This window comes from Rhodopirellula islandica (assembly GCF_001027925.1).
In the GTDB taxonomy this organism is placed as follows: Bacteria; Planctomycetota; Planctomycetia; order Pirellulales; family Pirellulaceae; genus Rhodopirellula; species Rhodopirellula islandica.
This window is the reverse complement of the sequence record NZ_LECT01000043.1, coordinates 48,909-62,029: the sequence shown is the minus strand read 5'-3', so window position 1 is coordinate 62,029 and position 13,121 is coordinate 48,909. Positions and strand designations below refer to the sequence as shown.

The 13,121-nt window shown below is 57.7% G+C and carries 10 protein-coding genes; 4 read left to right on the top strand and 6 right to left on the bottom strand.

Going from position 1 to position 13,121, the window contains the following annotated elements:
* The first annotated feature begins 894 nt into the window (after window positions 1-894).
* Entirely contained in the window at window positions 895-1,527 is a 633-nt protein-coding gene (locus RISK_RS20520) for a response regulator (RefSeq protein WP_047816200.1), read from the top strand.
* Window positions 1,528-1,886: 359 nt separating this feature from the next.
* A complete protein-coding gene (gene dapA, locus RISK_RS20510; RefSeq protein WP_047816198.1) occupies window positions 1,887-2,813 on the top strand; it encodes a 4-hydroxy-tetrahydrodipicolinate synthase in 927 nt (308 codons plus the stop codon).
* 669 nt (window positions 2,814-3,482) lie between these two features.
* On the opposite strand, the gene mqnE is transcribed toward dapA, so the two are convergent.
* The 4 genes from mqnE to ubiE form a co-directional block, all read right to left on the bottom strand.
* Window positions 3,483-4,646 carry an aminofutalosine synthase MqnE gene (mqnE, locus tag RISK_RS20500; protein ID WP_047816196.1) on the bottom strand — a complete coding sequence of 388 codons (1,164 nt, stop codon included), beginning with the start codon at window positions 4,644-4,646 and terminating at the stop codon, window positions 3,483-3,485.
* Window positions 4,647-4,709: 63 nt separating this feature from the next.
* The gene (locus RISK_RS20495; protein ID WP_047816195.1) at window positions 4,710-5,684 is read right to left on the bottom strand and encodes a UbiA-like polyprenyltransferase; all 975 of its coding nucleotides are present in this window, start codon (window positions 5,682-5,684) and stop codon (window positions 4,710-4,712) included.
* Between the two features lie 14 nt (window positions 5,685-5,698).
* Window positions 5,699-6,367, bottom strand: coding sequence for a UbiX family flavin prenyltransferase (locus tag RISK_RS20490; RefSeq protein ID WP_047816194.1), 669 nt, complete (start codon window positions 6,365-6,367; stop codon window positions 5,699-5,701).
* Window positions 6,364-7,239 (bottom strand): bifunctional demethylmenaquinone methyltransferase/2-methoxy-6-polyprenyl-1,4-benzoquinol methylase UbiE, encoded by an 876-nt coding sequence (gene ubiE / locus RISK_RS20485; protein ID WP_047816193.1) that lies wholly within the window; start codon window positions 7,237-7,239, stop codon window positions 6,364-6,366. Before ubiE ends, RISK_RS20490 begins: the two co-directional genes overlap by 4 nt.
* Window positions 7,240-7,283: 44 nt before the next feature.
* On the opposite strand from ubiE, the gene RISK_RS20480 reads away from it, so the two are divergent.
* Together RISK_RS20480 and RISK_RS20475 are read left to right on the top strand one after the other, a co-directional pair.
* Window positions 7,284-7,982 (top strand): HAD family hydrolase, encoded by a 699-nt coding sequence (locus tag RISK_RS20480; protein ID WP_047816192.1) that lies wholly within the window; start codon window positions 7,284-7,286, stop codon window positions 7,980-7,982.
* A 138-nt stretch (window positions 7,983-8,120) separates the two neighbouring features.
* Window positions 8,121-8,969 (top strand): OmpA/MotB family protein, encoded by an 849-nt coding sequence (locus RISK_RS20475; RefSeq protein WP_047816191.1) that lies wholly within the window; start codon window positions 8,121-8,123, stop codon window positions 8,967-8,969.
* 175 nt (window positions 8,970-9,144) lie between these two features.
* On the opposite strand, the gene RISK_RS20470 is transcribed toward RISK_RS20475, so the two are convergent.
* A complete protein-coding gene (locus RISK_RS20470; protein ID WP_047816190.1) occupies window positions 9,145-10,581 on the bottom strand; it encodes a DUF1552 domain-containing protein in 1,437 nt (478 codons plus the stop codon).
* Between the two features lie 3 nt (window positions 10,582-10,584).
* The gene (locus tag RISK_RS20465; RefSeq protein ID WP_102017646.1) at window positions 10,585-13,089 is read right to left on the bottom strand and encodes a DUF1592 domain-containing protein; all 2,505 of its coding nucleotides are present in this window, start codon (window positions 13,087-13,089) and stop codon (window positions 10,585-10,587) included.
* Window positions 13,090-13,121: the final 32 nt, after the last annotated feature.

Below are 13,121 nucleotides of genomic sequence, written 5' to 3'. Positions count from 1 at the left end.
GAGGTTGGCGGCTCGTGGTCCGGCAAGCGAATGCCATTGTGGGGGCATTGCAACCTTCGTTTGCTATCAATGTTAGATCGTTGTCCACTGGCCAATCGAACGGCGAAGTTTGAGTAAAATTTTTACTCTCGGCGTAGCAACTAAGATCCTTTCTTGCGGACTGGCGCAGACAAAGAAAAAAAAACGAGCTGAGTACATTTTTCCGAAGGCCAATTTGCGCATTTTTTTCGTATTCTATTTTTGCCGCAAAACGGCCGAATGCATCGGAGTCATCAAGTCGATACAACGTTTTTAAATGCTGTAATCCCGTAAAAAACGAAGTGAACGCGATCCTTGGAGGGGGTCGCCGCGTAAAAGAACCTGTTCACGGGCTGGCTAACGTGGCGGGGCGGTTTGCCCTTCGGCGGCGGACGAGAATTTGACTCAGCCATTATCGAGAAATCGATTTTTGTGGCCACCGATTCAAACTCTAAGTCTGCCAGTCTTGTGACATGAAACGATTAGATGCACCCTATTAGGGAAGTGTTCGTCTCTTTCGAAGGGGGGTAAAATTGAGCGTTGCTCAATTTGCTAAATATCTCTTTCGCTGGAGGGGATGGGTTGAAACCCCCGTTTTTGCTTGCATTGCGAGTTTTTCGGCATTTCCGGCATAGGGAGTGCGTAAATGACATCGCTCGATTGACCGGAGCGTCACTGGCCTATTGGTGTTAATAAGCTAAGGTTTAGACGTGCAAAGGATCGTGCGGTGCAAAGTCGATGGACAGATGAGTCACATGTCAACTATGCCGGTTTTCGCCGTTAGTTGTTTGAGTTACAAACCATTTTACCCACTTCGATTGCCCAGCAGCCCACCACGGCTCCCGCTCATACCTCTTCTCTGAATGGAATTTACTGATGTCAAAACGCTTACTGATTGTCGACGACCACGAAGTCTCCCGGCTGGGGACTCTCTCCGCCCTCGAAGGGACTGGGATCGAAGTGGTTGCGCAAGCCGACAAGGCTGCCGACGCTCTTGAGATCGTCTCCAGCACCCCCCTCGATGCCGTGTTGCTTGACATCCGGATGGAGGGCGGTGACGGTTTGAACACGCTTGGCCGTATCAAGCTCGATCACCCTGACCTGCCGATCCTGTTGTTCTCGGGCTATGACAACCCAACCTACGTCGCGCGTGCAGTTGCTCTCGGCGCTTGTGGTTACATCCTGAAGACGGCCCCCGTCGAACGATTGATCGAAGCCTTGAACTTGGCTTTCGACGGTCAGCAATCTTGGACACGCGAAGAGCTTCGCCGCGTCACAGGTGCCTTGGCGACTCCTCGCATGAACCAAGACATCGACGTGCCATTGACTCAGCGCGAGAGCGAAGTGCTGCGTCAAATGGCGTTGGGGCTGACGAACAAAGAGATCGCCAAGATGTTGGGCATCAGCTACGAAACCGTCAAAGAGCACGTGCAGCACATCCTGCGTAAGCTCGGCGTTTCGGACCGAACCCAAGCCGCCGTATGGGCCGTTCGTAAGAACTTGGTCTGAATTCGATCCTGGAAGAGAGGTCGTCCTTGGTCCCTGCGATTGGGGCGACCAGTGAATTCAACAGACGTCTCGCAATTCGGCAAAGCCACCTTGCTTCGGCCGAACTTCTGTTTCGCGGACGTGTCTGACATGGGGCGAGTCGATCGATTCCTCGTTCTGGTGGGCTCATGCGGCCTGCCTTCGTGAGTGAGCCCTGCCTGGAACCGTCACTGCTAGGTGATGATCCGTGCGCACGCATGGCGGGTGCCGCAGACTGTTCATTTCGACGCCATTTTGGGCCGTGAAATGTTCTGGAAAAACGCTAAACTGCTCGCTTGTTCCATCTACTTCTTTCTTGACTTCTGTTCCGGACGTGCTTGATGTCTCCTAGAAAAGGCAGCGATTTCGCTGGTCTGTCTACCGCCATTGTGACCCCCTTTCGCGATGGACAAGTCGACGAGAAACGTTTGGCTGAACAAATCGATTTTCAAATCGATGCTGGCGTGACTTGCATCGTGCCGTGCGGAACGACGGGTGAGTCACCCACGTTGACCCACGAAGAACACGAACGCGTGATCTCATTGACGATCCAGCATGTGGCGGGGCGTGTGAAGGTCATGGCTGGCACGGGCAGCAACAGCACTGCTGAAGCACTGCGTTTGACTCGTCGTGCCGCCGCCGAAGGCGCTGATGCAACGTTGCAGGTGGCACCTTATTACAACAAGCCAACGCAAGAAGGCATGTTCCAGCACTTCCGTGCTGTTGCAGAATCCGTCGACATTCCAGTTTGCGTCTACAATATTCCTGGCCGCTCGGCAAAGAACATCGAAGTCGACACGATTGTGCGATTGGCAGAGTTGCCAGGGATCACGATGGTCAAAGAAGCGACCGGTTCTTTGGATCAATGCACGGCGATTTTGGGCGCGACGAACCTGACCGTGTTGTCGGGTGACGATTCGTTGACCTTGCCAATGATGAGCGTGGGTGCCGAAGGCGTGATTTCAGTTGCTGCCAACTTGGTTCCCTCCGTGATGTTGGAAATGGTTCAAACCGCAGCAGCGGGTGATTACACCAAAGCGGCGGAACTGCATCATCGTTTGTATTCGTTGTGCAGCAAAATGTTGGGGCTTGCGACCAACCCAATCCCTGTCAAAGCTGCGATGCAAATGGTCGGTCGCGACACCGGCGAGATGCGTTTGCCGATGGTGCCATTGGACGATGCAGACCGAGCGACCCTGCAAGAGACGTTGATGAAGTTTGGCATGGAGTCAGAAATCGTCGGGCAATTGCAAACCAGCGGTGCGTGAGCACCTGGTGACTCGAGGCCACTGAGTGGAAAGTGTGCGGCGTCCGAACGGATGCCGCATTTTTTGTGCGCTCGCAGGGATGGGCAACCGAATTCATGGATGGTGGATGGCACCAATCGGCACGCTCGCTCACCAGTCGCGGAGCGACGACAGCCGATAGCCTTGGGTTTCAACCCAAGGTCACCAACAACGCGACACGTCCCCCAAGTCGCGGAGCGACGACATCTGGGTACGCGTACCGAACACCTGCCGCCGCTTCGCGGCTGGTCCGTTTTGATGCTGGCTCACGAGACCTCGGGTTGAGACCCGAGGCTACCAGCTGTCACCGCTCCGCGGTTGAATTTGTGAACGCAGCACGCATTCACAGGCACGCGTGCTCACCAGTCGCGGAGCGACGACAGCCGAAAGCCTTGGGTTTCAACCCAAGGTCACCAACAACGCGACACGTCCCCCAAGTCGCGGAGCGACGACATCCGGGAGCGCGTTCCGAACGCCTGCCGCCGCTTCGCGGCTGGTCCGTTTTGATGCTGGCTCACGAGACCTCGGGTTGAAACCCGAGGCTACCAGCTAGCACCGCTCCGCGGTTGAATTTGCCAACGCAGCACGCATTCACGGGGCCAAACGCCCGCCACAGCGGGGGCGCGGAAAGCGTGCGCGTCGCGGTCGCCGTCAGGCGCCGGCCAGTTCCGATTGGGCGTCGACGCTTTCGCCGGATTGCCAGACGGTGAAATCGTTTTCGTCTCGGATCACGCGGTTGTAGGTCGTGTCGCGTTCAATCGGATCCCGGCCGGCTTCGCGAATCAGGTCTTTGATTTGGTCGACGGACATGAACTCGGGAGTCTTGGCACCGGCGTCGTGATAAATCAACTCATGCCGGACGGTTCCGTCGATGTCGTCCGCACCGTAAGCCAACGCGGTCTGCGCCGTTTCAATTCCGAGCATGATCCAGTAGGCCTTGATGTGCTGGACGTTGTCCAGCATCAGGCGGCTGATCGCCATGGTTCGAAGGTCCATCAGGCCCGATGGCTTCTTCAGGTCCGAGAGCTTCGTGTTGTCGGGGTGGAATGCCAACGGGATGAAGACTTGGAACCCGTTGGTTTTGTCCTGCAGTTCTCGCAAACGCATCAAGTGATCGATGCGGTGGAAGGCTTTTTCCACGTGGCCATAAAGCATCGTGCAGTTGGTCTTCAGGCCAATCCGATGGGCAGTCCGGTGAATTTCCAACCATGCCGGTGTGTTGGCTTTGTGTTCGCAAAGTTGGTCGCGAACCTCGGGGTGGAAGATCTCAGCTCCGCCGCCAGGCATGCTGCCCAGACCCGCGGAACGCATGTCGTCCAAGACCCACTCGAATGACTTCTTGGTTTGGAATCGGAACCAATCGATTTCAACGGCGGTCCAGGCTTTCAAGTGAATCTTGGGGTAGTTCTCTTTCAGCATCGAGATGATGTCGCGATACCACTCGTATTTTCGTTGGTGGTGCAGTCCACCGACAATGTGCATTTCGGTGCAACCGTTGGCCGTCGCTTCGGCACCTCGATGCAGGATCTGCTCGTCGGTCATCGCATAGCCATTCTCGTCGCGAAGGTCTTTGCGGAACGCACAAAAGCGGCATCGGTACACGCACACGTTGGTTGGGTTGAGGTGCGTGTTGATGTTGTAGTAGCCAACGTTGCCGTTCTTTCGTTCGCGAACGAAGTTGGCCAATTCGCCGACCTGTTGAATCGACACCTCGGGATCGTACAGGAACAAACCGTCTTCCATTGACAGGCGTTGTTCAGATTCGACCTTGTCACGAATTTCGCGAAAACGGGCGTCTCGTTCGTTGGCTTGCATGGTGAAAACTCGAGAGGAAGGCAAATCGAGAATGAGTCGTTGAAAGCACTCAATGATGAACCGCTAAACGACGCAGTCAATCACTCCGGCGGCCATCAATATCAAACTAACGATGGCATTGGTATGGAAAAAGGCTTGGTTGACACGAGACAGGTCGTTCGGGGAAACCAATCGGTGCTGGTAGACGACCAAGGCCGCGGTCAGCACCACCGCCACGATGAAAATGCCGCCCAGCCCTGACGAGCCGCCGGTCCAGGCCAGCAGGCCCAGAGCCAGAATCATCGCGACATGCGAAGCCGCCGCAACCCGCAGTGCCCCGGAAACGCCGCGGCGCGATGGAACGCTATGCAGTCCTTCGGCGGAATCGAATGCGGCGTCTTGGCAGGAATAGATGATGTCAAAGCCCGCGACCCAGAATGCAACGGCGACCGCCAACCAGCCAGGGACCCAAAAATCGGTGGGGAACTGGAGCACGATTTCGCCTCGGATGGCAGCCCAAACGCAGAGGGGGGAAAGGCTGAGTGCGACGCCCAACCAGAGGTGGGCTGACGAGGTGAAACGCTTCGCGAGCGAGTAACCACACAAAAACAGCAGCACTGGTAGCGAGGCAAACAGCGGCAAACGGTTGGGCAGGAACAACAGCGTCGCGGCGACGAAGCCCAGCCCGCACAGAATCGTGAACGCGAGCACCGCTGGAGCGGACAGCACCCCCGCGGGAATGTGCCGAGTCGCGGTCCGCGGATTGGCGGCATCGATCCGGCGATCGACCCAGCGGTTGAATGCCATCGCGGCACTGCGAGCCAAGACCATGCACAGCAGAATCCCCAGGATGTCTCGCAGCCGGACGTGGGGGTAAAGCAGTGCGTCAGCGGCGCCGGGCAATTCACCGGAAGAGTCGAGTGTCGGCGACGCTGGGATCGTGGTCGCTGTGGGAAGCGGCGTTGCCCAGGCCAGAAACGCGGCCAGAATGGCAAACGGCAGCGCAAAGATCGTGTGCGAAAACCGGATCAGACCCAGCCAGTCATTGAGTTTTGCCATGGTGATCGGTTCCCTCAGGCGTCCTTCCAGCGTTGGATCAACCCGTTGTCCAGCCCGATTTGGTCCATGATGCGGGCGACGACGAAATCAACCAAGTCCTCGAGTCGTTGGACGTCGTGATACCAGCCCGGCATGGCGGGCAAGATCACAGCGCCGGCGGCAGCCAGCCGATGCATGTTCTCAATTTGCAGGACGCTCATCGGGGTTTCTCGCGGCACGACGACCAGTTTGCGGTGTTCTTTCAGGTGCACTTCGGCGGCGCGTTGGATCAGGTTTGACGCGGCGGATCTGGCCACGCCTGACAAGGTGCTGCCGCTGCATGGGCAGAGCACCATGGCATCGGTCAGGAACGACCCACTGGCGATGGGCGTCATGTAGTCATCGTGTTGGTGATAGTGCAGGCGGTCATCGCCGCCGGAATCGATCGGGTCGAACTGCGGGGCTGGTTCGCTGGCCCACGCAGGAACGCAGCCGAGCAATTCATTCAGGTTGATCGCACGCAGGTTCAATTGCAGTCCCATCTCTTGTTGCAGCACCGCCGCGCCACTGGGGCTGATTGTCAGATGCACCTCGACGTTGGGGTCCCGCCGCATGATTTGCAGCAGTCGAACCGCGATCGGGGCGCCGGAGGCTCCCGTGATCGCCAGAACGATCCGTCGTCGACGTTTCGGTCCGTCGCTCATGTGCTCACCAAGGCTTCGTCTTCACGTTGAGCCGCTTGCTCGGCATGCGTGGTTGTCCTGCCTGGTTTTTCACCAACGTAAATCGTCGCGACACCCAGGGTCAGCGGCCGGAAAGTGACATGGAGCAAACCGATGTCACGCATCCGTCCGGCAAGAGCTTCGCCGCAGGGAAATTTGCCCACCGATTCGGGCAGGTACTCGTAAGCGGACTTGTCGTTGCGAGCCATCCACTGGCCGATGCGAGGCAAGACATGGCGGAAGTAAAAGCTGTAGGTCTGCTTCAGAACTGGCAGGGTTGGCTGCGAGAACTCCAGCACCAGGACTTGCCCACCGGGTTGGCAAACGCGAGCCATTTCGGACAAGCCTTGATCGGTGTCGGCGATGTTTCGCAATCCGAAGGCGACGGTCACGCACTGGAACGCGTTGTCATCGAAGGGCAGAGCCATCGAATCGGCTTCCAAGAACGGAATCGTTTGCCGCCCGGAACCGCCCGCCGTGTCGCGCACTCGAGCGGCTTCCTTGTCGCGAGCAATTTCCAGCATCGCGTGACAGAAATCGCTGCCGACGACTTGGATGTCCGGGCCGGCCGCATCGGCAATCGCGATTGCCAGGTCTCCCGTGCCGCAGCACAGATCCAAGATGGGGGCATCGCCTTCGATCTTCAGCGTCTGAACCGCTTTGCGACGCCACCACTTGTCGATGTTCAACGACAGCAGGTGGTTCATCGCATCGTATCTGGGAGCGATCTGGCGAAACATTTCTCGCACTCGCTCACCGCTTTTGTCCAAGCCGTCGACCGTTGCCGGAGGATTCGCTGACTCATTCGCCGAACCATTGGACTGGTGGGACCGGTCTACGTTTGGGACACTCATGCGACGACTTAGAAAGGCAACGAGAAGGAAGGGGAAGTGGTTTCGTGCGAGTGCTGCTATTTGACATCGACGGGACGCTTTTGACGACCGCGGGTGGCGGGAATCGAGCGCTCCGGCAAGCGATTGAACAAGAGTTTTCAGTTGAAAATCCAGACACCGAGATCTCATTTTCGGGCCGCACGGACCGCAGTCTGATGGTGGAATTGTTGCAGCGGAACAGGGTTTCGCCGACAGACGCCAATTGCGGTCGGTTGCGACGTCGCTATGGATCCCTGTTTGGGGGTGAGCTGCGTCGCTCGGGAGGCACACTGCTGCCGGGTGTCTTGCCTTTGTTTCAAGCTCTGCATTTGGTCCCGAACCTGGACATTGCTGTCATGACCGGGAATTTCCCTGAGACGGCAACACAGAAACTGGAGTATTTCGAGATTCGTCGCTGGGTTCGCTGGATCATCGGAGGCGACCTGGACGTGCACCGTGACGACATGGCACGGCGAGCGGCGACGTGGGTGGCTCGGCGGCACGGGGACGCTCACCAGCAAACCATCGTGATCGGTGATACGCCGGCGGACGTGTTGTGCGGGCGAGCGATCGGGGCCAGAACGCTGGCCGTCAGCACCGGCGAATTTTCGCGGGAAGAACTGGCACCGACGGAACCCACGATGTTGTTGGACGATTTGTCGGACACCGAGCGAGTCGTCCGGTTCCTGGTCGACGATGAGCTTTCGCCCGTGCTGGAGCGTTGAAGCTGACCTTGCCGGCGAGCTTGCTGAAATTCAGGCGATTCCGTGGGCGGGCATTCTTGAGCGAATCCGCGAATTTTTTCGCAACTCAATTCGAATCAGTGTTGTGAACAATGGGTTTCGTTTCGTAACGTCCCTGCCATGAACGTTCTGCGTCAACGCTCCGAAACAGCTTTCCTCGCGGTCACACTTTTGTGGGCCTGCGTTGCGACCGGCTGCTCGCAAAACCCGTACTTGGCGGGCGGGGGCACCTCCGTGTGGCAACCACCACCGAGCACCACCGCGGTCAATGGTATCCAAGCCCAGGTCTCCGAACTGAACCGACGTGTTCAGCTCCTCGACGACAACAATCGCCAGCTCACCACTCAGTTGGCACAAAGCGAACAGCAAGCCCAGGTTTACCGTGACGAACTGAATTTGGTTCGCAAGCAATTGTCCGACACAACGCAGCAGTACGAGTCCGCTCGCATTGTTGCTCAAGACGCACAAACGCAAGCACGGAGTTTCCAGGCGTCCGCTCAGATGCGTGGCGGGGCGACGATTCGCGCCAACACGAACCTCAACCAGATGGCGGGGCGTTTGAACCTCGGTGGTTTGAAGGTGGAGCAAGACGGCGAAGTCCTCCGAGTCATTTTGCCAAGCGACCAATTGTTTGCTCAAGGAACCGGGCAACTTCAACCTTCCGCCGGATCGGTCTTGGACCCCACCGCGGCTCAGATTCGGGCGGTGTTCCCTCGCCAGCGAATCGGCATCGAAGGTTACACCGACAATGCACCGGTGTATGGAGGAGCCGCAGGCAGTGCTCATCAGCTCACCTCCGCTCAAACGAGTGCGGTGCTGGATTGGCTGACTCGTCGGAGCGGCATGCCTGCTCAGCAGTTGTTCACCGTCGCTCAGGGTTCCAACAACCCACGTCAAGACAACGCGACTCCCGCTGGACGTGCCGCGAATCGCCGCGTCGAACTGGTGATCTACCCGGAGTCGTTCTGATCTCCCGGGTGGTGGTCGCCGAGTTTGGCGGTGGAGAGCGAAGGCGGGTGTTAAGCAGGTCGGCAGGAATGATCAAGCACAACCATGTGAGCCGTTTGGGCGTTAGCCCCGGTTGTGCGTGAAAACCGTGGCTAACGCCAACGGCTCACATACCCGATGACACATGCGTACCTGCTTAGCTCAGGTCGACCTTGCCGTCGCTGGTTCCGAATTGTTCCGCCTCGATTCCCATCGCGTTGAACATCGAAACATACAGATTGCACAAGCGTGATTTTTCAGGGGTGATCAGGCGCCGACCGGTGCGAATGGCACCGCCGCCCCGGCCAGCCATCAGCAACGGCAGGTTTTCGATGTCGTGTTTGTTGCCGTCTCGAATCGTCGATCCAAACATCACCATCGAGTTGTCCAGCAGCGTTGTGTCGCCTTCTTTGAGCGATCGCATGCGGTCGATCAGGTAAGCGTATTGCTCGATGTGCCAGGTTCCGATTCGCTCGTATTCAGCGATGCGGTCGGCTTCGTTGCGGTGATGTGAGATTCCATGGAAGGAACTGTTCACGCCGTCCAGGAACGAAAAGTTTCTGCCGGTTTGAGCGTTGCCCATCATGAACGTTGCCACGCGAGTGGAGTCGGTCCAAAACGCCAGCACCATGATGTCCATCATCAAGCGAACGTGCTCGATGTGTTGTTCGGGCAAACCTGGTCCAGGTCGCGGGACGTCAATCTTGCCTTCGTTGATCCAACGCCGTTGGGGCTTCATCGAGGCTTCAATGCGTTGCTCGACACTGCGTACGCTTTGCAGGTATTCGTCCAGTTTGGCACGGTCTTCACTGCCGAGTTGTCGGGACAACCCACGGGCGTCTTCGAGGACGATGTCCAGCACGCTGGTTGTGTCTCGCTGGAGTGATTTTGCGATCTGCGGGTCATGCAAGTTCAGTCCGGAGACGGGCGGTGACGCCGCCCCGCCACGGAACAATCGGTCGAATGCGAGTTGCGGAACGATCTCGTTGGGCAACGGTGTGTGTCGGTCACGCCAGGCGATGTGGGATCCGTAGATCCGAGTGAAACCGCCACCGACATTGTCGACGCCGGTGTACGCGGAATCGACGCCCAATTCCAAACTAGGAAGCGGCGTGTGGGAACCGAGCTTGGAAGCGATGAATTGGTCCGCCGACATGCTTCCGGTGTCCATGTCGCGACCGGACGTTCGCAGCACAAAACCGCCCGACAAGAACGCGGGCACTTTCGGCCAGTGACCATTCCGCATGTTCACGTTGGGATGGTGCAAATTCTCCAGCAAGAGGACTTCGTCGCGGACGTCTGCCAATGGTTTGAGCATTGGGGTGAGATCGAACTGGTCGCTGTTCTCCTTCACTTCGGGGGTCCAGTTCGCGGGGTTCACGCCGTTGGGCATGAACAGGAACGCGGCGCGAACGGGAGGCCGATCAAGTGGTTTGACTTTGCCGTTCTCGTCCACTGCTGGCGTGGAATCATCTGCGGGCTCGCCGGCCATCGCATGCAGCCAGGGCAGGCTGATCCCGATCGCGGAGCCTTGCGACAGTCCACGCAACAGGCGACGTCGTGACAGGCGGGCTCGCTTGGTTCGAATCAGCATTGTCTAGCCTCGGTTTTGAAAGGGAACGCTTTGGATGATGGCGTGAATCAATTCGCGAGTTTGCAGATCGTTCTCGAGCAATCGATTGCGAATGGAGTCGATGGTGCAGGCGTCGGCTTCTTCCAGGCTGCGTGCCAGTGCGAACCCAAGCATGCGGCGAATGTACTCGTCCAGGAAAGCCTCTTGGCGAGCCATCAACACCGCCCTCAGTTCATCGACACCGTCAAACGTTTCACCGCTTGGCATTCGGCCGGAACTGTCAATTTCGGGAAGGCTCTTCAGCTTTTCTGGATGCTTCTTCGCCTTCTCTTGCCAGGCTGCTTCGCTCTCGGGACCACGTTCTCGATCACGCCAACGGCCGATCACATCGAAGTTTTCGAGAGCGAATCCAATTGGGTCAATCAAATCGTGACAAGCTGCGCAGGTGGGGTTCTCACGGTGTTGTTCCAGTCTCTCGCGGACGGTGGTTTTGCCAGATTCCTTTTCACCGCCGGGCAGCGATGGCACGTCCGGCGGAGGGGCGGGAACTCGAGTTCCAAAGATGGTTTCCAAGACCCAAGCTCCACGAAGAACAGGGCTGGTCCTTCGCGAATAACTGGTCAGCATGTGAACGGCTCCCAGGCCCAATGCGCCGGCGCGTCGCGATGACTCGGGATCGTTGTCGGTTTCGATGGGCAAGAAGTCGTTCTTGTCGCCGTTCCATTTCTGGGCGGTTTGATCCATGCCATAGTGTTTCGCCAGTCGATGGTTGACGACGACCGTGTTGGAATCAATCCAATCGGTGACCGGCCGATTTTCGCGAATCATCCAAGCCATGGTTTGTCCGACCTGTTCGCGAAGATCGCGGACCAATTCATCGTTGTAGGCCGGTTTGAAGAAGCTGGTGTCAGGGATGACTGTGTTGCCGACGGCCGTCGTTCCGAGCCATTGGCTTGCGAAGGCATCAGCGAAACGTTTCGATCGCGGGTCAGCGAGCATTCGGTTCACTTCTTCGTGAAGCGTTTGGGGGACACTCAATTCATTTTGTTCGGCCAGTTTCAACAGACGCTCGTCTGGCAGCGAGTACCACAGGAAGAACGAGAGCCGAGTTGCGAGTTCCAGGTCCGAAATCGGATGGATGCCTGACGCGTCGTCGTCCGCTTCGCTGATGTAAAGAAAATGAGGCGATGTCAAAACGGCTTGCAGGGCCAACTGCAAGGCCGCCCGTGGTGTTTCACCACGCTTGACCACATGATCGAACAAGAGCATCCATCGATCGATCGTGGACGACTCAATCGGGCGACGCCAGGCCTTCCGGGCAAACCGTGACAATGCCGTCTTGGCATCTTCACGCGACAAGGCGTGTGTGAGCGCATCTTGGTCGGGCGAGAGCCCCAAGATTTTTGCGGTGGCGGACAATCGCTTCTGCAGCGAGTCGCCGCCGTGCTGGGTGAACTCACGAGAGAAATTTTGCTGGAGTTGATCGATGGGAGTCTTCGCGTTTTGGCTCGCGAATTCGCGAACGATCTCGGAGATCTTTTGTCGATCGCGTTCGACTTGTTGGCCTTTGCGATACTCCACGCGAGGCAACTGCAGCAGGCGGACTTGTTCGATCGGTGGTGCATTCGAGCCAGTTGCATTTGCATCGGTGGCATCTGCATCCGCGAGTGAAGTGCGGACTGCAATGACGTGTTGTCCCTTTGGCAATGAGACGGTCATCCAGTGCTGGCCATCGCGTCGATCGTTTGGTGCCAGTGTTCCGGCGACGATGCCGTCGACTCGAACCTGGACGTGCGTCTGTTCGGGGGCATCCGGAGGCAAGCGGATCCACAGCCCGAATGTTTCGGCGGTGCTGCTCAGCAACGAATGCCTTGCGTCGGCTGCGCCGGCAAGCGTTTTGAATTCACTGACGCGTGGCTTCAGCACGATGGCTTGGTCGATGACAGCGGACGTAACCTCCAGGTACCGTTCCATCAACAGGGGCGGCATGAAGAGTGTTTCGCCATTGTTGTTGAAGCCTTCGCCACCGCCACCGTCGGCTGGGAAGGTTTCGACGAAATCAAAGTCCAGACCAGTCAGTTCGTTGATCGCGTGTGTGTATTGGTCTCGGTTCAATCGGCGTGGGACCGGACGCCCGGCGAACTCGTCTCCATCGCACGCGGTGGCGGTCAGGTGATGGCTGATCCACTGAGACAGTTGCAGGCGTTCTGCTTCGGTGGGTTGAGCCACGTCGGCAGGCGGCATCGTTCGGTTGTGCAGTTGCTCGGCGGCGCTCGACCAGATCTCGCGGCGAAGTTGAATCTCGTCCGTCGTCATCGATTTTAAAAAGCCCACCGGGTCTTCTTCGTCATCGGGTGAATGGCAATCACCGCAGTAGGTGACCAACAGCGGGCGAACGCTGTCTTCGAACGAGGTCAGGGCGACGGGGGTTGGGACGATTGAATCTGTTGCTTCGGCATTGTCATCGCTGTAGCAATACGGAGAGACAGTGAGCGAGCCAAGCAAAAGGATCAGTCCCGGCGCGATCATGCCGAGCGGAATTTGAAGCCTGGTACACATAA